This window comes from Nonomuraea sp. NPDC050680 (assembly GCF_040654555.1).
GTDB lineage: Bacteria > Actinomycetota > Actinomycetes > Streptosporangiales > Streptosporangiaceae > Nonomuraea.
In genome coordinates this window covers 692,354-713,578 of record NZ_JBFAIF010000002.1, presented here as the reverse complement: position 1 = coordinate 713,578, position 21,225 = coordinate 692,354, and the positions used below count along the sequence as shown (strand labels likewise).

Genomic DNA, 21,225 nt, shown 5'->3' with positions numbered 1-21,225 from the left:
GGCGGTGGGTGACGGTTGTGTGTCGCTCACATGTTCCATCCGGCAGGCAAACTCCTGGTAGTCTTACGGTCGCATTCAGTGAAGGCATTGGATGAGTTGCGGGTGATCCGGGTGTGTCGGCGGGGTGGTGGCGTGGATGTGCCGCTCTCGTGGTGCGCCCGCCGCTGTTGTCGCCAGTCGGCGAACGTGTGCACCCGCACGGCGCGGAGGGAGGCTGCGTGTGACTGAGCCGTTGCGGCCGATCCGGGCGCCGTTCGTGACTGCTGGGCCGTGTGGGGTGGCGATCCGGGATCGGCTCAAGGGTTTGACTGTGCGAGATGAGCAGGTGCTGCGGCTGGTAGGCGCGCATCTGGGCGCGCTGGCCGGTGCCGATCTCAAGGCGCGGTGCGCCGATGGCCTGGGCCACTCGACCGAGAGGTGGGCGGCGCGTAAGCGGGAGCTGACGCCGCCGTCGTCGTCGCGGTGGGCGGGAGCGATCACGAAGGCCTCTCATGATCAGTGGGCGCTGGCCCGCCGCTGCCATGCGGCGCACATCCGCTCGCTTGAGGCGGGTATTACGGCGATCGCGCACCGGCTGTCTCAGCCGATCGGCGCGAAGGGTTCGAAGAAGGCGTCGGGCGGTTACCGCAGCAGGCGGGAGTGGCATACCAAGAAGCGTCGCCTGCACGTGCTGAGCGACCGACTGGAGCGGGAGCGGGCCGACTTCGAGGCTGGGCGGGTGCATATCGTGCGGGGTGGCAAGCGGCTGCTCAATACCCGCCACCATCTTCCAGCCGCTCAGCTCAGCCAAGCGCAGTGGCGCGAGCGGTGGCAGGCTGAGCGGTGGTTTCTGCAGGCCGATGGCGAGTCGGGCAAGCGCTACGGCAATGAGACCATCCGCCTGACACCCGACGGCGAGGTTTCGATCAAGCTGCCGGCCCCGCTGGCTCACTTGGCCAACGCCGCCCACGGCCGCTACGCCCTGTCGGCCAGGGTACGTTTCGCGCACCGCGGCCAGGAATGGGCTGACCGGGTGGAGGCCAACCGGGCCGTCGCCTACCGCATCCACCTGGACGTGACCCCGGGCCGCTGGTATCTGAGCGCCTCCTGGCAGCCTCAGCCGATCGCGATCATCCCACTCCAAGCGGCGCTGGCCGGCGGGGTGATCGGGGTTGACACCAACGCCGATCACCTGGCCGCCTGGCGCCTGGACGTGCACGGCAACCCAATCGGCAACCCACGCCAATTCAGCTACGACCTGACCGGCGCCGCCGGGCACCGCGACGCTCAAGTCCGGCACGCCCTGACCCGCCTGCTGCACTGGGCCCGAAGATGCCAGGTGAGGGCGATCGCCATCGAAGACCTCGACTTCGCGCAAGACAAGACCCGCGAGAAGCACGGCCGTAACAAGCGGTTCCGGCGGCTCATCTCCGGCATGCCTACCGGCAAGCTGAAAGCCCGGCTCACCAGCATGGCCCAGAGGGCCGGTATCCGTGTCATCGCGGTGGATCCCGCCTACACCTCCCGGTGGGGAGCCCAGCACTGGCAGCACCCTTTGACCAGCCAGAGGCGCCAGACCAGCCGCCACGACGCCGCCGCCATCGCCATCGCACGACGCGCCCAGCAGCACCCGATCCGGCGACGGACGCCACCGCCCCCACACGACCAGAGCGATCGTGCGGGGCATCGGAGCGCCCAGGCCGACCGACGTGCCGCCAGGCGTGAGGAAACCCGCCACCGCACACCGGACCACGCACACGATGCGCCGGGCCCGGATACGGCCAGAACGCGGGTAACCAGCGCGCTTAACACCGTTCGGGGCGCGCCAGTGCATCATGTCCACTGGTCAGGAACGGTCATAGTCTTGCTCCCTATGAAGCCGGAATCGCATTGCTTACTTACGCGAAAGTAAGCAATGGAGGGCCCGGCCGTCAAGCGAACGGAGCGGAATGGCAGGGCGGCGGACCGATACACGTGAGCGGATCCAGCGGGTCGCGATGGAGCTGTTCACCGAGCGGGGCTACGACAAGACCACGTTGCAGGAGGTCGCGGAGCGGCTGGAGATCACCCGGCCGGCGCTGTACTACCACTTCCGGACGAAGGAGGAGATCCTCTCCAGCATCGCCGACGGGTTCATCGCCTCACTCGACGAACTGGCGGAGTGGGCCCGTGCGCAGCCGGACACGTTCGACGCCCGGCAGGAGATTCTGCGGCGAATCTCCGAGTTGCTGGAGGACAAGTGGCGGCCGCTGATGCGCTTCGCGCAGATGAACCAGGGGGCGTTCGCCCAGTCGTCGGTGGGCGACCAGATGCAGGACCGCATCGTCACGCTGGTATCGGTGCTGAGCAGGCCGGAGGGCGACGCGGTCGTGCAGTTCGAGGCGCGGCTGGCGGTGTTCGCGCTGATCTTGGCCAGGGTGCCGGAGGTGTTCGGCATGGACCTGCCGCCGTCCGAGCTGGCCGCCGCCGCCATGACCGTGGCGGTGCGGCTGGTTTCGGATCACCAACCGGCTTCGGACCACCGACCGGTCTCGGACCACGAGCTGGTCTCGGACCACGAGCCCCCGGCTCAGTCCTCAGGTCAGTAGGGCCATCGCCGCGTTGTGGCCGCCGATGCCACTGACGCCGCCGCCCCGCCGGGCGCCCGCGCCGCACAGCAGGATCCGCTCGTGCCCGGTCTCCACCCCCCAGCCGCCTTCCTCCGCGTACGGCCAGCTCAGGTCCCGGTGGAAGATGTGCCCGCCGGGCAGGCCCGCCTCGTTCTCCAGGTCCACCGGCGTCTTGGCCTCGACACAGGGCGTGCCGTCGGGGGCCCGCAGGAGGCAGCTTTCGATGGGCTCGGCCAGCACGCTGTCGATGGAGGCAAGTGTGGCCTTGAGCGCCTCGTCCCGTGCCTTGTCCGGATCTTCGCGGAACAGCCGGGCGGGCATGTGCAGCCCGAACAGCGTCAGCGTCTCCGCCCGGCCCCGCAGCTCCGGGCCGAGGATCGACGGATCGGTCAGCGAGTGGCAGTAGACCTCGGCGGGCGGCAGGTCCGGGATCCGGCCCGCCACCGCCTGCGCGTGGGCGCGGGCCAGCTGGTCGCGGCTCTCGTTGATGTGGAACGTACCGCTGAAGGCCGCGCGCGGGTCCACCGAGTCGTCCTTGAGCCGCGGCAGCCTGCTGAGCACCATGTTGACCTTCAGCTGGGCACCCTCGGGCACCTCCGGCGTCGCGCCGAGCAGCCGGTCGAGCACCGTCGGCGGCAGGTTGGCCAGCACGTGCCCTCCCGTGACCGTGTGCTCGCCGTCGTCCGTGCGGAACGCCACCTCACCCGATGGGGAGATCCCGATGATCTCCGCACCGGTCCTGATCTCGGCGCCCGCCTGCCTGGCGGCCGCTTCGAGCGCTCCTGACACCGCACCCATCCCGCCGACCGGCACGTTCCAGTCGCCCGTCCCGTCGCCGATCACGTGGTAGAGGAAGCACCGGTTGGCCAGCAGGTCCGCGGCGGGGTCGGCGAACGTCCCGATCAGCGCGTCGGTCAGCACCACGCCGCGTACGGTGTCGTCACCGAACCGCTCGTCCACCGTCTGCCCGATCGGCCGCTGGAACAGCTCCCGCCACGCCTCGGCGCCCACCAAGCGCTCGATCTCGGCGGGGGTACGCAGGGGTTCGAGCAGCGTGGGCGCCAGGACCCGGGCCACCTCGGCGGTCAGCCCGTAGAACTCCCGCCACGCCCGGTGGTCGGCCTCGCCGCCGGTGATGGCCCTGAACGAGGCGGCGGTCGCGCCTTCGTCGCCGTCGTCCACGAGCAGGCCGGTGTCGCCGTGGGGCGTGTAGGAGGAGTAGCGCCGCCGGCGCAGATCCAGGCGGAGCCCCAGGTCGCGGACGATCTCCGTGGGCAGGAGGCTGACCAGGTAGGAGTAGCGCGACAGCCGTACGTCCACGCCGGGGAAGGGGCGCGCGGAGATCGCCAGGCCGCCCACGTACCCGAGCCGCTCCAGCACCAGCACCCGCCGCCCGGCCCGCGCCAGGTACGCGGCCGCCACCAGCCCGTTGTGCCCGCCACCCGCGACAACGACGTCATAGGACCCCATACCGGCACCATACATAGCGAAGCGGCAAGACCTCGGTTATGGGCGGCTGGCGATCGCCAGGAGGGTGGCGGCCGGGGCGGCGAGTGAGCGGCCGCGGCGCCACACCGCGCGCAGGCTCCTGACCAGGTTGATCCCGGCCAGCGGCACCTCCACCAACCGGCCCGTGGCCACCTCCGCCTCCACGGCGTACCCGCTGAGCACCGCAGGCGCCGCCCCGGCCTGGGCCGCGCCCTTGACGGCCGAGTTCGAGCCCAGCTCCAGGCGCGGGCTGGCCCGGTGCAGGCTCCTGAACGCCACGTCGAGCGTCTCCCGCGTGCCCGAGCCGGGTTCGCGGACGACGAGCGGCGTGGCGGCCAGTTCCGCCCCCATCAGCGCGGTACGACGCCGCGCCCAGGCGTGCCCCGGCGCCACCACGACCACCAGCCGGTCGGTGCCCACCACCCGGCTGGCCAGCCCCTCGGGCACGCTCGGCCCCTCGACGAAGCCCAGCTCCACCTCCTCGGCCAGGACCCGGGTGGCGACGTCGGCGGAGTTCACCACGTCGAGACCGACTTGAACGTCCGGCTCCCGGTTCTGCAGCTCACCCAGCCAGCGCGGCACCAGGTACTCGGCCACCGTCATGCTCGCCGCCACCCGCAGATGAGCCGCCTCGCTGCGCCGTACCGCCTGGGCGGCGCGCATCAGCTCCTGGGCGGCGGCCAGCACCTGCGCGGCCCAGCCCGCCACCATCTTGCCCTCGGCGGTCAGCGTGGACCCGCGCGGCGTACGCTCCAGCAGCGGCAGGCCCAGGCGGCGCTCCAGGTGCGCGATCCGCTTGCTGGCCGACGGCTGAGCGATGCCCGCGACCTTGGCAGCCTGCCCGAGGCTGCCCAGCTCGCCCACGTCGACCAGGAGCTTGAGCGAGTCGAGATCCGGCAGCGTACTCATAGCCCAAGGCTATGACCTACCAGGCAACGCGTGGCTACCGAGCCCTTCCGGCGCTGAGAACACTGGGATCATGTACTCCACCGCGCGCGTGCCGCACAATCGTCCGCCTGGTGATCGTCGGCGCGACGATCGTCTGCCTGGGATCGGCGCGGCGGCGCTGGCGGTGGTGTTCGCGCTGGTCGTGAATCGGTTCGTACCCGTGCTCAGCCCGGCGGCCATCGCCGTGGTGTCGGGCGCGGCGCTGGCGAACCTGGTGGGCGTCGGCGAGCGGCTCAAACCCGGTCTGCGGTTCGTCGCCAAGCGGGTGCTGCGCATCGCGATCGTGCTGCTCGGCCTGCAGATCGCGGTGCCGCAGGTGCTGGCGCTGGGCTGGCGGACGGTGGCCGTCGTGGTGGTGGCGACCGGCGTCACGTTCACCCTCACCCCGCTGATCGGCCGCCGCCTCGGCCTCACGCCGGGTGCGTCACTGCTGGTCGCCACCGGTGTCTCGATCTGCGGCGCCGCCGCGATCGCGGCCATGCGGGAAAGTACCGACGGCTCCTCCGACGAGGACGCGGCCGGTGCGCTCAGCGTGGTCGTTCTGTACGGCACCGCCGCCATCGCCGTGGTCCCGCTGGCGGCGTCCTGGCTCGGGCTGTCGGCGACGCAGCTGGGAGTGTGGGCCGGGGCGGCGGTGCACGAGGTGGCCCAGGTGGCCGCGATCGGGGCCGCCTCGGGCGTGCTGGCCACCGCGGTCACGGTCAAGCTGGGCCGCGTCATCCTGCTCGCCCCGATCGTCGCCCTGACCTCCTACCGTCACCGCTTTGACAGCGTCGGCCAGCACAAGCGCCCGCCGGTCATCCCGCTCTTCGTAGCCGGTTTCCTGGCCATGGTCGCGCTTCGCAGCAGCGGCCTGGTCCCCGCCGCCGTGACCACCGTGATCCCCCAGGTCACGAACGTGCTCATGGCCGCCGCCCTGTTCGGGCTCGGTACGGGGATCGACGCCCGTGCGCTGATCAAGGACGGGCGCACGCTGCTGCTCGGTGCCATGGCCACCGGCCTGATCGCGACCATCTCGCTCGCGGGTGTCATGCTTCTCGTGTGATCACCGGTGGACGTCCTCCTCCGTAGCGTGCTTATCCGGAACAAACTTCGTAAAATAGACCGTTCCACCAAGCCGTCCTACGAAGGAGTACGAAACCCACATGCGCAGCGCCGCCGACCCCATCCTCCGGCCGTCCGACGAGGTCGCCGAAGCCCTTGCCACCGGCGCTCCGGTCGTGGCCCTGGAGTCCACGATCATCTCGCACGGCCTGCCGCAGCCGCGCAATCTGGCGGTCGCCCGGGAGCTGGAGGACGTCGTCAGGGCGGCGGGTGCCGTACCGGCCACGATCGCGGTGCTCGACGGCGTCGCCCGCGTCGGCCTGGATGAGGTGGAGCTCGAACGCATCGCGACCGAGTCGGGCCTGCGCAAGCTGGGCCAGCGCGACCTGCCGGTGGCCGCGGCGCTGAAGGCGAGCGGCGCGACGACCGTGTCGGCGACGTCGTTCCTGGCCGCCCGCGCGGGCATCCGGATCTTCGCCACCGGTGGGCTCGGCGGCGTGCACCGGGGCTGGACCCAGGCGCAGGACGAGTCGGCCGACCTCGACACGCTCGCGCGTACCCGCATCACCGTCGTGTGCGCCGGGGTCAAGTCGATCCTGGACGTGCCCTCGACCCTGCAGCGCCTGGAGACTCGCGGCGTGACCGTGGCGGGATACCGTACGGACACCTTCCCGGGCTTCTACCTGCACTCCTCCGGCGCGCCGATCGACTGGCGGATCGAGTCGGCCGACGAGGCCGCGGCCATCATGCGCGGACAGGACGGGTTCGGCGGCCAGGAGACGGCGCTGATCGTCGCCAACCCCATCCCGGTGGACCAGCAGCTCGATCCGGCGCTGCACGACCGCGTGCTGAGCGAGGCGCTGGCCGCCGCCGACCGCGAGGGCGTGACCGGGCAGAAGATCACCCCGTTCCTCCTCGACTACCTGGTACGCGGCACCGGTGGCGCCTCCCTGGAGGCGAACCTGGCCGCGGTCCGCGGCAACGTCGCCCTGGCGGCCCAGATCGCGCTCGCCTGGTCACGAGCGTGAGCGGCGGCGGCCTCCTCGTCATCGGCGACGTCGTCACCGATGTGGTGGCCCTGCACGACACTCCAGTCATGTCGGGCACCGACACGGCCGCCGACATCGTGCTCCGTCCCGGCGGCTCGGGCGCGAACACCGCCTCCTGGGCCGCCCACCTGGGCGCCGACGTACGGCTGCTGGCCCGGCTCGGCTACGACAGCAGCGAGTGGCACACCGCCGAGCTGCGCAAGACCGGGGTGCGCCCGCACGTACGCGTCGATCCCCACCATCCCACGGCGATCGTGATCGCCATGGTGGACCGGACCGGCGAACGCTCGTTCCTCACCAACCGGGGCGCGGGCGGCCAGATCTCCGCCGAGGACTGGGACGGCTCACTGCTCGACGGCGTGGGCCGCCTGCACTTGTCCGGGTACACGCTCTTCGCGGAGGCGGGGCTGGCGCTGGCCAGGCTCGCCATGGCCGAGGCCCGGGCCGCCGGGGTGACCGTCAGCATGGATCCCGCCTCGACCGGCTTCCTGCGCGAGTTCGGCGTCGCTCGCTTCCTGCGCGAATCCGCCCCCGCCCACCTCATCATCCCCAACCGGGACGAAGCCCTCCTGCTCGCCGGAGCGCAGGCCCCCGAGCGGGCCGCCGAACTCCTCAGCGAGAGGTACGGCACCGCAATCGTCAAGCTGGGACCCCAGGGCGCTCTGGCGGCCTCGGAGGGCACGGTGACGGCGGCGGCAGCGGGGGTTCCAGCCGACGTCGTGGACTCGACGGGAGCGGGCGACGCGTTCGCTGCGGGATATCTCACAGCGAGGTTGAACGGCGCCGGTGAAGGGCAGTCTTTGGACGCCGGATGCCGGGCCGGAGCCGAGTGCGTGGCCCTGGTGGGCGGTCGGCCACGGTACGGTTTGGAGCTGAACCTTCTTTACCCTATTCACACCGATTGATAGCTTGCCGCGTAGGCTGCACCAAGAACCACATGCGTATTGAGTGGCATCACGCGGCTCACTGGGGAGGATAAGGTCCGCCGATGGAAGTCGAGTCATCGATCTGCCTGAGCGACCTGGTCCCTGCCTTGCGCTGGAGCCGTCCCCAGCAGGTCGCGGAGGCGCTGGGCGATCCGCGCCTGCCCGCCGGGTGGTGGTCGTCCGTCGCCCTGTCGAAGGCGCTCGGCACGACCGGACTCGACTGGATCTGCGACCGGCTCGCCCTGCTGGCCTCGGCCCGCTGGGACCACCTGGCCCTCTCCGACGTCCTGCCCGCGCTGACCGTGCACCCCATCGACCCGGCGCTGCCCGGCTGGCCGGAGGCCACCAGGACGGCGATCACCGGCCTGGGGGGCTGGCAGCGGTTGCGCCGCCTGTCGCCCGGCGACCTGAGCACGCCGTCGGCCACGCCTGAAGTGGTGATCGGCTCGGTGTTCCGCGAGGTGCTCAGCCGCATCCCGGTCCAACGCGAACCCGGCCAGCCCGCCACCCACCCCGCCCAGCCCGCGCAGCAGGGCCACCCGGCACAGACCCGGCCGGGTCAGCCCGCACATCCCGGGCAGGGCCAGCAGCCGGGCCATCCGGGACAGGGCCATCCGGGACAGGGCCATCCAGAGGTGACCCGCCCGCTTCAGCGCGGCACGGTCCCCGGCCAGCGCGACGGAGGCCCCGGCCAGCGTGACGGGGGTCCGGGCCAGAGCCCGGCGCACACCGGCCCGCTGCCCGCCGTGGCCCAGGACAACGGCGGCTCTCCCCGCCAGACCGGCTCCTTTCCCGTCCAGGGGGCCCCACAGCCGGCTTCCTACTCTGGTCAAGGTGGGCCGCAGACCGGCTCCTTCGCCGCTCTGGGCGGGGCCGCCCGCCAGACCGGCTCGTCCCCCGCCCCGGGGGGAGCCTCTCAGACCGGCTCGTTCCCGGCGCAGAACGAGGGCGCCCCGGCGCCCACAGCCGGCCGGCAGCCCCTGTCCGCTCCGCAACCTCAGTCCGGGCCCCAGGACACCAACCCCCCCGGCACCAATCCGCCCGGCACCAGCCAGCAGGGTGGCCTCTTCCCCGGCACCAATGCCCCGGGCGCCGGCCAGCAGGGCGGCAACCAGCAGGGCGGCGGCTTCCCGAACACCGGCCTCCCAGCCGCCAACGTTCCAGGCACCGGCCTTCCGAGCGCTTCGGGAACTGGGCTTCCGGGCGCCAACGTCCCCGGCAACGCGGACCCTGAGCGCACCGGCCCGCACACCGGTCCCCATCCCGCAGCCGGCCCGCACACGGGTCCGCACCCCACTGCCGCCGGCCCGCACACGGGTCCGCACTCGACCGTCGGCCCGCACACCGGTCCGCACCCCACCAGCGGCTCTCAGGTCGGTACGCCGCCCACCGGCGGCCAGCTGCCGCCCAGTGGCCCGCACACCGACCCCCGGTCCGGTGCCGACCGTCCTGGCGGGACAGCCCAGCCGGGCTCCCAGCCGGGCGCTCTCCCGGGCGCCGACCGCCTCCCCGGCGGAACGCCCCACACCGGAGCACGCCCCGCCATCGGACCACTCACGGGCAACGGAACGCCCGCGGGCAACGGGTCCGTCGGCGGCACCGGCTCCTTCCCAGCGGTCGGGTCCGTCACAGGCACCGGCTCGTTCCCCGCTGTCGGCCCACTGGCGGGCACCGGAACGCCCGCAGGCAACGGATCACCCGCCGGAGGCGCCTTCCCGGGTGACCTGGGCAGCACGCCCCGTACCCCGAACGCGGACACCCCCGGCGACGACTCTCTCCCGCCGACAACCGTTCCGGGCCTCGGCGGCGCCTACGACACACCGGCGCCGGTCGGCGGCGCCGCACCGGCGACGCCCGCGCCGTCCGAGACCGACCACGCCATGGTCCGGGTCGTCGACAGCCTGTTCCGCAGCCTGGACAAGCTGGCGCTCGCGGTGGCCGTACACCGCCTGTTCGCCGACGACCCCGTCAGCCTGCGTACGCTCGCCCACAAGATGCTGGTCGACCGGGACGCGCTCTCCCAGGCGCAGCGGACGGCCGAGGAACGCGTGCTGCACTGGCTGCGTTCGTCGGAGTCGGCGCCGGTCACCGGGCACATGTTCCGGCTGACGGAGTGGCTCGGCGCGGCCGCCACGCAGGACCAGCTCATCGGCGCCGACCCCGCGCACCCGGTGATGGTGCCGTCGCTGCGTACACCGCTCTGGCGGGTACTCGTGACGCTCATGCCCGACCGCCGCCTCCAGGACGGCTGGCTCGTGGTGGGCGACCTCCACGGCCTGCAGGCCCGTACCAGGCAACTGCTGGCCGGCCAGCCCGCCGACACGGACGTGGTGGAGTTGCTCAGCGAGCTGGGCATCCGCGCTCACTCGGCCAAGGCGTGGCTCGACGCGCTGCCGGACACGTCGGACCCCGTGGCGTCCGCCCCCTCACCGGCCCAGCCGCTCCCCCGCCGTACCCCCGGAGCCAACGGCCACCACCACCGGGGCGGCCAGCCCATCCCCTCGGCCGAGAGCAAGTCCATCGACCCTTCGGCAGCCCTCGCCACGCTGTCCGCCCTCTCGGGCGGCCGGTCCGGCATGCTGCCCCCCACGCTCGCGGGCACTCCCGCCACCCCGCCGCCGCCGCTGCCGAGCCCTTCCTCGGACCCGCGCCGCTGGCAGCGCATCGAGGTCACCAACGAACACCTCCGAGGCGGCCCGGTCCCGGTGCCTGAGGGGTACGCCACGCAGCTCGGCATGCGCCCCGGCACCCTCCTGTCGGTCACCGGCCCGGGCGACAACGCGATCGTCCTGGTCTGGCAGGGTCACCAGCCGGTCTTCGACTCGCTCCAACCGGTCCTCATGCGCCTCAACGCCCGCCCCGGCGACCAGGTCTACGTCACGGTCGACGGCTACCGCCTGGAAGCACAGCTCACCGGCTGACCACAACCGCCCGGACACCGCTTGACCCCAGAGGCCAAGCGGTGAGCCGATCACTCGTCGGCGAAGAGCCTGATCCGGTGGGCCACCGCGGATGCCTCGCCGCGGGAGGCGACGCCCAGTTTGGCCAGGATGTTGGAGACGTGCACGCTCACGGTCTTGACCGAGATGAACAGCTTCCCCGCGATATCCCGATTGCTGTGCCCCTCGGCCACATGCCGCAGCACCTCCAGCTCGCGCGCCGTCAGCCCCAACGGCAGCCCGTCGGGCGCCGGCTCGTCGGCCACGGCGACATGACCCCGCCGCGCGAACGCGTCCAGCCGCTCGACCAACGGCGCCGCACCGAGTTGCTCGGCCAGCTCACGGGCTCTCGCCAGTCTGACCCCCGCCCCCTGCCGATCACCGGCCTCCAGCGCCGCACGGGCGGCACCCTCCAGGGTCCAAGCTTCGGAGTAGGGCTCCCGCAGCCCCGCCCAAGCCGCCACCGCCGCGTCCCACATCTTGAGCCGCCGGGACGCGCCATCGAGGCCGGCCGCCGAACCAGCCCCGGATCCGACACCCGAGTCAGCACCAGACCTCGGCCCCAGCTCGGACTCGGAAAGCCCCGTCAAGGCCATGAACGTGAGCCGGTGCGCCTCCTGGCAGTCGCCCTCAGCTTCAAGGCGCCTCGCGACCGACCGCAACTCCGTCACCAGCTCCCCGCCCAGCTGCGCGAGCGTCACCAGCAGCGGCCAGGCGTAACGCGGGCTGGCCACCAGATCCTGCTCACGCAGCGTCCGGACGGCCGCCTCCCGCGCCTCCTCCAGACGCCCCCGCGCCACCAAGAGCTCGACCTCCCTGCAGGCGTGCGGCAGCACGCTCTGGTCGCGGAAGCGCCCGCGCGCCAGCACGCTGCGTGAGGCCGCGAACAGCTCCTCGGCTCGATCGACCCGCCCGCGCGCGAGCGCGATGTCGGAGGCCAGCCCCTGCAGGCTGGCCCGGTAGGGCGGCGGCGGCATGAGCTCCAGGGCGTGCTCGATCACCTTCAGCGCCTCGTCCCAACGGCCGAGCGACACCAGCGGCTCCGCCAGGTTGATCGACAGGAACGTGCCCGAGGTGCGCGCCACGCCGTAGCGTTCGGCCTCGGCGATGCCGTCGCGGGCGACCTGCGCGGCGCGTTCGTGGCGGCCGGCGCCCTCCAGCACGTCGGATTCGGAGATGGCGCCGCGCAGCATCGCGTTGTGGGCGTCGGCCGTGGCCGCGATGCGGCGTGCTTCGGCGAACCCGTCCAGGTAGGCGTCGATGTCGGAGAACTGGCAGCGCGCCCAGGTCAGGCTGATCAGCGCGTGCGCCTCGGTGTTGGCGTCGCCCACCTCGTGGCCGAGCTCCATGGCCAGCTGGGCCGTCGAGATCCTCTCCTGCCAGTCGTCGTAGAGCATGCGCGCCAGGCTCTCCAGCACCTGGGCCCGCAGCTTGCTGGGCTTGTCGGCGGGCACCAGCGACGCCGCCCGGCGCAGGTCGTCGACATGGCCGAGCCGGCTGAGGTCGTAGCCGGTGAGACCGCGCTGCCGCAGCAGCCTGGCGGCCCTGGCCGGCTCGGCCGTCTCGTCGATCTCGGCGAGCCCGGCGGTGGCCAGGGCGATCGCGCGTTCGTACTCGCCCGCGAGGTGGGCGACCGTGGCCGTCTGCCTGAGCACGTCGACGTGGTCGACGCCGATGCGCTCCGCGGCGTCGGGCACGTGATCCCACAGCTCCAGCACCCGGGACAGCATCCTGAGCTGCTCGTCGTAGGCGGCGGAGCGGCGGGCGGCGGCCGCGGCGTGCCAGGCGCTGATCAACGCCCAGGTGGTGTCGTGGGCGGCGTGCCAGTGGTGGGCCAGCTCGATCGCGCCGCGCGGGACGGGCAGGATCGACAGGTCGCGCTCCAGCGCCTCGGCGAAGCGCGTGTGCAGGCGGGTGTGCTCGCCCGGCAGAAGGTCGTCGTGGAGCGCCTCGCGGATCAACGCGTGCCTGAAGGAGTAGCCCTCGCCGTCCACGACCAGCACGTTGCCGGCCACGGCGGGCCGCAACGCGTTGGACAGCGCCACGTCGTCCCGCCCGGCGACGGCGGACAGCAGGTCGTGCTCGATGCGCTGGCCGCCCGCGCTGGCCACGCGGAGCAGCTCCTGGGTGTCGTCGGGCAGCCGCTCGACGCCGGCCAGCAGCAGGTCGCGCAGCGACTCAGGCAGCGCCTCACCGACGCCGGACTCGCTGAGCAGCGCCTCGACGAACAGCGGGTTGCCCTCGCTGCGCGCGTAGATCAGGTCCATGTCGGGGCCGGACGGATCACGCTCCAGAATGCTCGCCGCCTGCTCGACGACCTCCCTGCGGGTGAGCCTGCGCAGCTCCAGCCTGGCCACCCAGTCGACGCGGCCCAGCTCGGCCAGCAGCGGGCGCAGCGGATGGGTGCGGTGCAGCTCGTCGGCACGGTAGGTGACGACGATCAGCAGCCGTACGCCGGAGCGCTGGTAGCGGACCAGGAACGAGAGCAGGTCACGGGTGGAGCGGTCGGCCCAGTGGGCGTCCTCGATGACCAGGACGACCGGCCGGTCTTCCGCCAGCCGCTCCAGCAGGCCGAGCAGCTGCTCGAAGAGCCGGGCGCGGGCCTCGGAGCCGTCACCGTCGGGCTCGCCGAACTCGGGCAGCAGCCGGGCCAGCCCGCGCGTGGTGCCGCCGGGCACGAGCGCCGCGACGCCGTCGCGGCCGAGCTCGCGCACCAGGCCGCGCAGCACCGCGGTGAAGGGGGCGAACGGCAGGCCCTCGGTGCCGAGCTCCAGGCAGCCGCCGACGAGCACCATCGCCTCGCCCGCCCGGTCGGCGAACTCCCTGACCAGGCGCGTCTTGCCGACGCCCGCCTCGCCGCCGACCAGCACGGTGGACGCCGCGCCGGTCCGGGCACCGGCCAGCGCGCGCTCGAGCGCGCTCAGCTCGCCGGCGCGGCCGACGAAGAGCGGGCTCACCGCGTGGATGCTCACGCCCCAAGAATGCCATCCGGCGGTGACAGAAAACGCCGCCGGACGGCCCCGGCTCTGATCACCGGTTTCTGATCACCGGTACGGGACCGCCGACGACGCAAGGCGTGATCACCGGTACGCGACCGCCCGCGACAGAAGGCGTACTAGCGGAGGATCTTCCTGAACATCGTCGCCGACGCCTCGTAGCCCAGCGCGTGGTAGAACTCGGGCGCCCGCCGCGTGGCCATGGCCACGTAACCGGCCTGCCGCGAGCGGGCCCACGCCTCGAACTCCACCAGCAGCGCCCGGCCGATGCCCTGCCGGCGCGACCCGCTCTGCACCATCGCCTCCTCGACCCAGGCGACGGGCCCGTTGGCGAACAGCGTCAGGTGGACGAACCCCAGTAGGTAACCATGCACCCGGCCACCCACCACGGCCGCGATCAGCATGACGTCGTCATCACGCAGCAGCTGCGGCAGCGCCGCGTCGAAGGCCTCCCGCTCAGGCCTGAAGGTCAGCCCGAACTCCATCGCCAAGGCGAACAGCGCGTCCGCGTCGGCCTTCTCCGCTCTCCTGATGTGGAGATCGTCTGACGTCATGTCGTACGACCCTAAGTCGTGGCGTGGCCGCCGTCCAATCAGGTCAGCCCGTCAGCCCGGTCAGGTCGGCCCGTCAGCCCGATCGGACGGCCCGTCAGCCCGCTCAGGGCAGGAAGGCCTGCCCGGCCAGGTCAGCTCGTCAGCGCCTTGACGGCCTGCTCGGCGACCTCCTGGGCGCCCTTCATGAGGACGTCCTCGGCGACCGGCTCGGTGTCCTTGCCCTGAGCCAGGATGTCGCCGTTCTTGTTGTCGGTGCCGAAGTAGCGGACGTTGATCGTCGTGTTGCCCATCACGATGTAGGCCCAGACGTTCGTGGTGCCCTTGAGGTTCTGGGTGTACATGGCGTGGGTCTCGTCGCCGACGCCGTCGAAGTCCTTCATCTCCCCGTACGTGCTCAGGAACCGCAGCCCGGGGTTGTCCTCCTTGGTGCCCGCCATGTCCTTCATCGAGTCGAAGTTGAAGTCGGCGTCGTCCCTCGCGGCCTCGACACTGGGCCAGACATTGACGGCCAGGTGAACGGCACGCGATTCCAGGGTGCCGTTCTTGATGTTCTTGGACGTCTGTCTCCACTCACAGCCCTTGCGCAGCGCTCCGTACCCGTCCTTCTGGACGCCCGGCGCGGACTGCGACTTGGGCGCGAGCCGGCTGGTCAGGCTCGCGGGCAGCAGGTCGCACACCTCCGGCACCGCCTTCAGCGGCGGGAAGGTCGAGGTGGCCGCGGGCGTCTCGGCCGGACCCGACGAAGCCGCGTCCGAGGGCAGCCCGGACGACGAGGGCAGCGACGACGGCAGCGTAGACGGCAAGTGGGATGGCAGGGTGGATGGCAGGTCGAACGAGGGCGACGGCAGGGCGACCGGCGTCGCCTCCTGGCCGACATTGCGTACCGCGATGAGCGCCCCGCCCAGCACCGCCACCGCCGCGGCCCCCGCCAGCACGCCCTTGGCCCAGCCGGGCGCCTTCGACGAGACGGGCCGCTCGCCACCGCCGTCCGGCCAGTACGAGGCCGGCGGAACGGGCGGCGCCTGCGGTGCCTGTGGGCCCTGGATCATGGCCACCCCTCATCGCGATCATTACGAATGGGCTGCTGTTGACGCGTCCAGGACCGAAATATAGCGAACCGAAAGTCTTGCACACTATGGTCTCCAACGTGCCTGGTCTGGGGGATTCCAAAATCGCAGGCCGCTATCGGGTGCTCAGGGCGCTCGGTCAGGGTGGCATGGGCACCATCTGGCTGGCCCACGACGAGCTGCTCGACCGCCAGGTCGCCATCAAGGAAGTACTGCTTCCGCAGTCCCTCTCCCCGGCCGAGCGGGCGGAGGCGCTGCAGCGAGCCATGCGCGAGGCGATGGCGGCCGCCCAGCTGCGGCATCCGGGCATCATCACCATTCACGACGTGCTGTCCGAGGACGGGCGGCCGTGGATCGTCATGGAGCTGCTCAGAGGCCGTGACCTCAAGGACGCGGTGGCCGCCGAGGGCCCGTGGTCGCCGGAGCGGACGGCGGCGATCGGGTTACGGGTGCTGGAGGCGTTGTCCGTCGCCCACGCGCACGGCATTCAACATCGCGACGTCAAGCCCGCCAACGTGTTCCTGACCGACGACGGCCGAGTGGTGCTGACCGACTTCGGCATCGCCAGGCTGGAGGACCAGGCGACGATCACCGAGTCCGGGCTGCTGATCGGGTCGCCCGGGTTCATCGCCCCCGAGCGGCTGCGCGGCGAGCGCGGCGGGCCCGAGTCGGACCTGTGGTCGCTGGCCGCCACGCTCTACGCGGCCGTGGAGGGCCAGGCCCCCTACGTCGGCACCTCCCCCATGTCGGTGCTGCGTGACGCCCTGACCCTGCCGCCCCGGCCGCCCCAGCGCGCCGGGAACCTCGGGCCGGTGCTGATGCTGATGCTGGCCCGCGACCCGTACCAGCGACCGGCCCCGCAGGCGGCCGAGCAGTTACTACGGCGGGTCGCGGAGGGCGGCCCGGCGCCGGCGGTCACGCAGCCGATGGCCGGGCGCGCGAACCGGCTGCCGCTCATCGTCGGCGGCGTGGTGGTCGCGGCGGCGGTGGTGGCGGGTACGGTGGCGTTCGCGGTCCTGCGGCCCGCGGACACCCCCGCGACACCCGTGGCGGAGACCGTGAAGCAGCGGACGCGCACCACGTCCGCCGTCCCGGCCCCCACGCCCAGCACCCCCACCAGGGAACCCGAGCCGGCGAAGACCCCCAAGTTCACCGCCGCCGTGAACCTGTGCACGCTGCTCACCCCCGCGCAGGTCGCCAGGCTCGCGCCCGGCGCGGGCAAGGGCAAGCGCGACGGCGACATGTGCGAGTGGACCACCCGCGGCAAGGGACTGTCCGCCGAGGTGCTGGCCAGCATCGGCGGGCTCGACAGATGGAGCACGGTCCCGGAGGACGCCGAGGAGGAGTACGTCAACCGGCGCAACGGCGCCACCGAGGGAGCGGAGATCACGTGGACCTGGCCGGAGGTCGGCCTCACCAAGGGGATCAAACAGCAGCGCCGCCACGTCGAGGACATCGACGGCATCGGCGATGAGGCGTACGGCTACGAGTTCGTCAGCCCCAAGGGCAACGCCGAGAACGTCACCGTGGTCTTCCGGCTCAGCAACGTGAACGTCCAGATCGGCTACGTCAACGTCAACAAGATCGGCGACAACGCCGCCCTGCGCAAGGGAGCGCGCGACGCCGCGCGATGGCTGGCCGAGGCATTGAACCGCCAGGAGTGAGGCAATGAACCAACCGCGACTCGTGGGCGGCCGCTACCAGCTGCTCGAACAGCTCGGCCGCGGCGGCATGGGCATCGTCTGGCGCGCGCACGACACCATGATCGGGCGCGAGGTGGCGGTGAAGCAGGTGCTGCTCCCACCGAACCTCTCCCCCGCCGACGAGGCGGCGCTGCGCCACCGTACGCTGCACGAGGCCCGCGCGGCGGCCGGGATCCGGCACCCGGCCGTGGTGGGCATCCACGACGTGATCGACGACGGCGGCCAGCCGTGGATCGTCATGGAGCTGGTTCGCGGGCGCTCGCTCGACCAGGTCGTCAAGACCGGCGGCCCGATGGGGGCGCCGTGGGCGGCCTCGATCGGGCTGTTCGTGCTGTCGGCGCTGGCCTCGGCGCACACGCGCGGCCTGCTGCACCGCGACGTCAAGCCGGGCAACGTGCTGCTCGCCGACGACGGCCGCATCCTGCTGTCCGACTTCGGCATCGCCGCCCCGACGGGTGCTGCCCCTCAATCGGGCCGGCAGGGCGGCGGGCCGGTGGGCACGGCGGGGTTCACCGCGCCCGAATGCCTCACCGAGAGCGTCCCGCCGGGGCCGCCGTCCGACCTGTTCTCGCTCGGCGCGACGATCTACACGGCGGTGGAGGGCGTGCCGCCGTTCCAGCGCAACACCGCGATCGCCACGCTCGGCGCGGTGATGACCGAGCCGCCCAGGCCGGCGCAGCGGGCCGGCGCGCTCACCCCGCTCCTGCTCGGCCTGCTGGCCAAGGACCCCGCCCACCGGCCCGACGTACGCACGCTGCGGCGGGGACTGGAGCAGGTGGCGGGCCACGCGGTGCCCACCGTCAGGACGCCCGCGCCCGCGTGGGTGGTCTCGCGGATGGCCGCGTACGGCTCGGCGGCGGCCGTGGTCGTGGCGTTCGTCGTCGCGGTCACACTCATCCTGACCATGGGGTCGTCCGCCGCGCCGCCGCAGGCCACGCCGACGGCGGCGGCACGCACTACGAATCCGGCGCCGAGCAAGGCCCCGACGAGCGCGGCGCCCACGGCTTCGGCGAGTTCCTCGCCCACGGTCACGCTGCCGGCCGGCAAGTTCTCCAAGGTCCCCCGGCCCTGTCAGCTGCTCACCCGGGCGCAGGCCACCCAGCTCGTCGGCGCGTTCATCACGTCCTCGACCGACCCGACGTTCAGATGCGCGTGGTCCACCGCGGGCTTCCCCCCGGCGGGCAAGCAGCTGAGCGTCTTCCTGACGCTCTGGCTCTACGCGCCGCAGGGCGACGGCTACGAGACCACGCTCGCGCAGGAGCACGTCGCCGGGGCGCGGAAAGAGGCCGAGGACAAGGCGGGCAGGGGCGGCTCGGGCGAGAAGCAGGGCGAGGTCTTCGAGATCCCCGGCGCGGGCGAGGAGGCCATCGCGTACGAGATCTCCCGGGTGAAGTTCAACGACAAGGCGGAGGCCGAGGTGCACGTGCTCTTCCGCACCGGCAACATGGTGGGCGAGTTCCGCTTCGTGCACGACGTGGCCAAGGACGCCGCGCTGCGGGACAAGGCCGCGCGGGCGGCCAAGTTCCTGGCCGCGAACCTCGACGCCAAGGCCTCCTGACCATGCGCGTGATCGCCGGACGTTACCAGCTGCTCACCCCGCTCGGCGCGGGCGGCGCGGGCACGGTGTGGCGGGCGCGTGACGAGCTGCTGCACCGCGAGGTCGCGGTCAAGGAGGTACGGCTGCCGCCGGGCCAGGACCGGCAGCGGGCCCTGATCGACACGCTGCGCGAGGCCAGGGCGGCGGCGGCGCTCAACCACCCGTCGATCATCACCGTGCACGACGTGATCTCCGAGGGCGGCCAGCCCTGGATCATCATGGACCTGCTCGCGGGCACGTCACTGGGCGATCTGGTCAAGACGCGCGGCCCGCTGCCGCCCGGCCACGTCGCCACGATCGGCCTGCGCGTGCTCGACGCGCTGGAGGCCGCCCACCATCGCGGCATCCTGCACCGGGACGTGAAGCCCGGCAACGTGATGATCACCGATGTCGGCGAGGTCGTGCTGACCGACTTCGGCATCGCCGCGCACACGGGCGACGCCCCCGGCGCGGGTACGGCCGCCGCCGTGGCGCAGGCCGGCGACGTCGCGGGCTCCCCCGGCTACATCGCGCCCGAGCACCTGCGCGGCGAGCCCGCGGGCCCGATGGCCGACCTGTGGTCGCTCGGCGCCACCCTGTACCTGGCCGCGGAGGGCCGGGCGCCGTTCGAGCGCGACTCGGCGATGGCGATCGTCGCCGCCGTCCTCACGCTGCCACCACCGCCGCCGGTCAACGCGGGCCCGCTCGGCGGCCTGCTTCTGGCGATGCTCGACCGCAACCCCGCCGCCCGGCCGCACCCTCGGGCGATCAGGGCGCACCTGGAGTCGTTGGCGGTCCCGCTGCCCGTCCGGCCGCGCGAGACAGCGCCCGCCACGATCCCGGTCCGGGCCCGCCCGCGCCGCCGTACGCCGCTCGTGCTGGGCGGCCTGGCGGCGGGTACGGCCATCGCGGTCACGGTGGTCGTCCTCCTCAACGGCCGTCCCGGAGGCTCCCCCACCGTCACGGCCTCGGCCACCCCGCTCGCCCAGCCCGCCTCGACCACGGCCCCCGCCCCATCGCCGACCACGGCGCCCCCGACCGCACCGGCCAGAAGCGACGGCCAGTTCGGCCGGCCGCCGAAGGCGTGCTCTCTCCTCACCGACGACCAGGCGCAGACCGTCCTGCCCGGCTCCCGCTCCAAGCAGCCCGGCCTCTACGACGAGAGCGAATGCTACTGGTCGGTCGGCATGGTCGGGCTCCTCGACCGCCCGTCCATCAACCTCAAGGTCAAGTACTCCGGCACGGTCAAGGCCGCCGAACACGCCTTCACCCAGACCGTACAAGCCCGCGACACCAAGGCGGGCAGCCGGCAGACGGTGACGACCTCGCGCACCAGGACGGTACGCGCGGGCGACGAGGCGGCCGCCCAGGACAACGAGGCCGGCATCACCCACACCTCGACGACCACCATATGGATGCGGGTCAGCAATGTGATCATCCAGGTGGAGGCCAGCCATCCGAAGCGAACGAAGGTGACCCCCCAACTCCGGGACACCGCTCTCAAGACCGCCCGCGCGGTGGCCGACACCCTCCAGAAGGCACCACAATGAGCGACTACCAGCAGCAAGACTTCCCGACCGCGGCCGTGCCGCGCACCGCTCCCACCCAGCTGTCCCGCCCCGGGCTGCGGGTGACGCCGGCGATCCTGAGCGGGGCGTCGGCCGTGGTCGTGCTCATGCTGTTCACCGTCCTGTTCCTGCTCACCCGGCAGCCCGACAAGACGGAGGCCGTGGCCGTACCCGTCAAGACCACGCGGACGGCCGATCCCGCACCCAGCGAGCCTTCGCCCAGCGAGCAGGCCAGCACGAGCGAGCCCGCGCCGACCGGGGCCGCCACGTTCACCAAGACCGTCGACCCCTGCACGGTCACGGAGGAGGACCTGGTCAAGAAGCTGACGTTGTTCCCGGACAAGACGCAGATCAAGGCCGAGGAGTGCGAGTGGTCGACGCTCGCGCCCGGCTCGGGGATGCCGGGCAACATGCAGTTCCGGCTCCAGGTGTACGTGAAGGTCTTTCCGGGTGACGTGGCGGCGGCGCACGAGCAGTTCGTGGCGCAGCGCCAGGACGCCGTACTTCTGGCCAAGACCTCCGCCCCCGCCGAGCCGCCCGTCGGCGACGCCTCCTGGACCACCCTCTACACGCTGCCCGGCGACACGGGCAGGGGGCCGACCATCGCGACCGCCGGCGTCCGGGTCAGCAACGCGGTGATCCAGGTGACCTACCAGCGGCGCGTCACCGAGGACTCGGGGGGCAGGCTGGCCAAGGGCGCCCTGGACGTGGCCAGGTCGGTCGCCGAGAAGCTCGGCACCTCGAACTAGAGATCATCCGGGCTGAGCCGGCATCGCACC

Annotated in this window: 15 protein-coding genes; 10 read left to right on the top strand and 5 right to left on the bottom strand. The window is 72.4% G+C overall.

From position 1 onward, the window contains the following. Positions 1–220: 220 nt before the first annotated feature. Together AB0H88_RS09730 and AB0H88_RS09725 are read left to right on the top strand one after the other, a co-directional pair. Positions 221–1,891 carry an IS200/IS605 family accessory protein TnpB-related protein gene (locus tag AB0H88_RS09730; protein ID WP_357642872.1) on the top strand — a complete coding sequence of 557 codons (1,671 nt, stop codon included), beginning with the start codon at positions 221–223 and terminating at the stop codon, positions 1,889–1,891. Between the two features lie 37 nt (positions 1,892–1,928). Next, positions 1,929–2,567 (top strand): helix-turn-helix domain-containing protein, encoded by a 639-nt coding sequence (locus AB0H88_RS09725; protein WP_357642871.1) that lies wholly within the window; start codon positions 1,929–1,931, stop codon positions 2,565–2,567. Here AB0H88_RS09725 and AB0H88_RS09720 read toward each other — a convergent pair. Together AB0H88_RS09720 and AB0H88_RS09715 are read right to left on the bottom strand one after the other, a co-directional pair. Further along, complete coding sequence (locus tag AB0H88_RS09720; RefSeq protein WP_357642870.1) at positions 2,556–4,058, bottom strand: NAD(P)/FAD-dependent oxidoreductase; 1,503 nt, start codon at positions 4,056–4,058, stop codon at positions 2,556–2,558. The two genes, AB0H88_RS09725 and AB0H88_RS09720, sit on opposite strands and share 12 nt — an antisense overlap. A 36-nt stretch (positions 4,059–4,094) precedes the next feature. Next, positions 4,095–4,985: a LysR substrate-binding domain-containing protein gene (locus AB0H88_RS09715; protein WP_357642869.1), complete on the bottom strand. Its 891-nt coding sequence runs from the start codon at positions 4,983–4,985 to the stop codon at positions 4,095–4,097. Between the two features lie 70 nt (positions 4,986–5,055). On the opposite strand from AB0H88_RS09715, the gene AB0H88_RS09710 reads away from it, so the two are divergent. From AB0H88_RS09710 to AB0H88_RS09695, 4 genes are all read left to right on the top strand, one after another. Continuing rightward, positions 5,056–6,069: a putative sulfate exporter family transporter gene (locus tag AB0H88_RS09710; RefSeq protein WP_357642868.1), complete on the top strand. Its 1,014-nt coding sequence runs from the start codon at positions 5,056–5,058 to the stop codon at positions 6,067–6,069. Positions 6,070–6,169: 100 nt separating this feature from the next. Continuing rightward, entirely contained in the window at positions 6,170–7,096 is a 927-nt protein-coding gene (locus AB0H88_RS09705) for a pseudouridine-5'-phosphate glycosidase (RefSeq protein ID WP_357642867.1), read from the top strand. Further along, positions 7,093–8,022: a sugar kinase gene (locus AB0H88_RS09700; RefSeq protein ID WP_357642866.1), complete on the top strand. Its 930-nt coding sequence runs from the start codon at positions 7,093–7,095 to the stop codon at positions 8,020–8,022. Before AB0H88_RS09705 ends, AB0H88_RS09700 begins: the two co-directional genes overlap by 4 nt. 83 nt (positions 8,023–8,105) lie before the next feature. After that, complete coding sequence (locus AB0H88_RS09695) at positions 8,106–10,964, top strand: hypothetical protein (RefSeq protein WP_357642865.1); 2,859 nt, start codon at positions 8,106–8,108, stop codon at positions 10,962–10,964. A 50-nt stretch (positions 10,965–11,014) separates the two neighbouring features. Here the strand turns inward: AB0H88_RS09695 and AB0H88_RS09690 are convergent, their stop codons facing one another. The 3 genes from AB0H88_RS09690 to AB0H88_RS09680 form a co-directional block, all read right to left on the bottom strand. Beyond that, positions 11,015–13,954, bottom strand: a complete 2,940-nt coding sequence (locus AB0H88_RS09690) for an AAA family ATPase (RefSeq protein WP_357642864.1) — start codon at positions 13,952–13,954, stop codon at positions 11,015–11,017. A 143-nt stretch (positions 13,955–14,097) separates the two neighbouring features. Next, positions 14,098–14,532, bottom strand: a complete 435-nt coding sequence (locus tag AB0H88_RS09685) for a GNAT family N-acetyltransferase (RefSeq protein ID WP_357642863.1) — start codon at positions 14,530–14,532, stop codon at positions 14,098–14,100. Between the two features lie 131 nt (positions 14,533–14,663). After that, the gene (locus AB0H88_RS09680; protein ID WP_357642862.1) at positions 14,664–15,581 is read right to left on the bottom strand and encodes a hypothetical protein; all 918 of its coding nucleotides are present in this window, start codon (positions 15,579–15,581) and stop codon (positions 14,664–14,666) included. Between the two features lie 86 nt (positions 15,582–15,667). Between AB0H88_RS09680 and AB0H88_RS09675 the strand changes: the two genes are divergently transcribed. From AB0H88_RS09675 to AB0H88_RS09660, 4 genes are read left to right on the top strand one after another with little or no spacing between them, the layout of a single operon-like run. Then, positions 15,668–17,263: a protein kinase gene (locus AB0H88_RS09675; RefSeq protein WP_357642861.1), complete on the top strand. Its 1,596-nt coding sequence runs from the start codon at positions 15,668–15,670 to the stop codon at positions 17,261–17,263. Positions 17,264–17,267: 4 nt separating this feature from the next. Then, complete coding sequence (locus AB0H88_RS09670; protein WP_357642860.1) at positions 17,268–18,860, top strand: serine/threonine-protein kinase; 1,593 nt, start codon at positions 17,268–17,270, stop codon at positions 18,858–18,860. Positions 18,861–18,862: 2 nt separating this feature from the next. Beyond that, positions 18,863–20,428: a serine/threonine-protein kinase gene (locus AB0H88_RS09665; RefSeq protein WP_357642859.1), complete on the top strand. Its 1,566-nt coding sequence runs from the start codon at positions 18,863–18,865 to the stop codon at positions 20,426–20,428. Continuing rightward, positions 20,425–21,195, top strand: coding sequence for a hypothetical protein (locus AB0H88_RS09660; RefSeq protein WP_357642858.1), 771 nt, complete (start codon positions 20,425–20,427; stop codon positions 21,193–21,195). The genes AB0H88_RS09665 and AB0H88_RS09660 overlap by 4 nt, the downstream gene beginning before the upstream one ends. Positions 21,196–21,225: the final 30 nt, after the last annotated feature.

Coding starts and splice junctions, on each gene's coding strand:
- AB0H88_RS09685 (WP_357642863.1), bottom strand. CDS start 14,532: ATGACGTCAGACGATCTCCACATCAGGAGAGCGGAGAAGGCCGACGCG.
- AB0H88_RS09715 (WP_357642869.1), bottom strand. CDS start 4,985: ATGAGTACGCTGCCGGATCTCGACTCGCTCAAGCTCCTGGTCGACGTG.
- AB0H88_RS09695 (WP_357642865.1), top strand. CDS start 8,106: ATGGAAGTCGAGTCATCGATCTGCCTGAGCGACCTGGTCCCTGCCTTG.
- AB0H88_RS09675 (WP_357642861.1), top strand. CDS start 15,668: ATGGTCTCCAACGTGCCTGGTCTGGGGGATTCCAAAATCGCAGGCCGC.
- AB0H88_RS09720 (WP_357642870.1), bottom strand. CDS start 4,058: ATGGGGTCCTATGACGTCGTTGTCGCGGGTGGCGGGCACAACGGGCTG.
- AB0H88_RS09710 (WP_357642868.1), top strand. CDS start 5,056: ATGTACTCCACCGCGCGCGTGCCGCACAATCGTCCGCCTGGTGATCGT.
- AB0H88_RS09725 (WP_357642871.1), top strand. CDS start 1,929: ATGGCAGGGCGGCGGACCGATACACGTGAGCGGATCCAGCGGGTCGCG.
- AB0H88_RS09705 (WP_357642867.1), top strand. CDS start 6,170: ATGCGCAGCGCCGCCGACCCCATCCTCCGGCCGTCCGACGAGGTCGCC.
- AB0H88_RS09680 (WP_357642862.1), bottom strand. CDS start 15,581: ATGATCCAGGGCCCACAGGCACCGCAGGCGCCGCCCGTTCCGCCGGCC.
- AB0H88_RS09670 (WP_357642860.1), top strand. CDS start 17,268: ATGAACCAACCGCGACTCGTGGGCGGCCGCTACCAGCTGCTCGAACAG.
- AB0H88_RS09660 (WP_357642858.1), top strand. CDS start 20,425: ATGAGCGACTACCAGCAGCAAGACTTCCCGACCGCGGCCGTGCCGCGC.
- AB0H88_RS09665 (WP_357642859.1), top strand. CDS start 18,863: ATGCGCGTGATCGCCGGACGTTACCAGCTGCTCACCCCGCTCGGCGCG.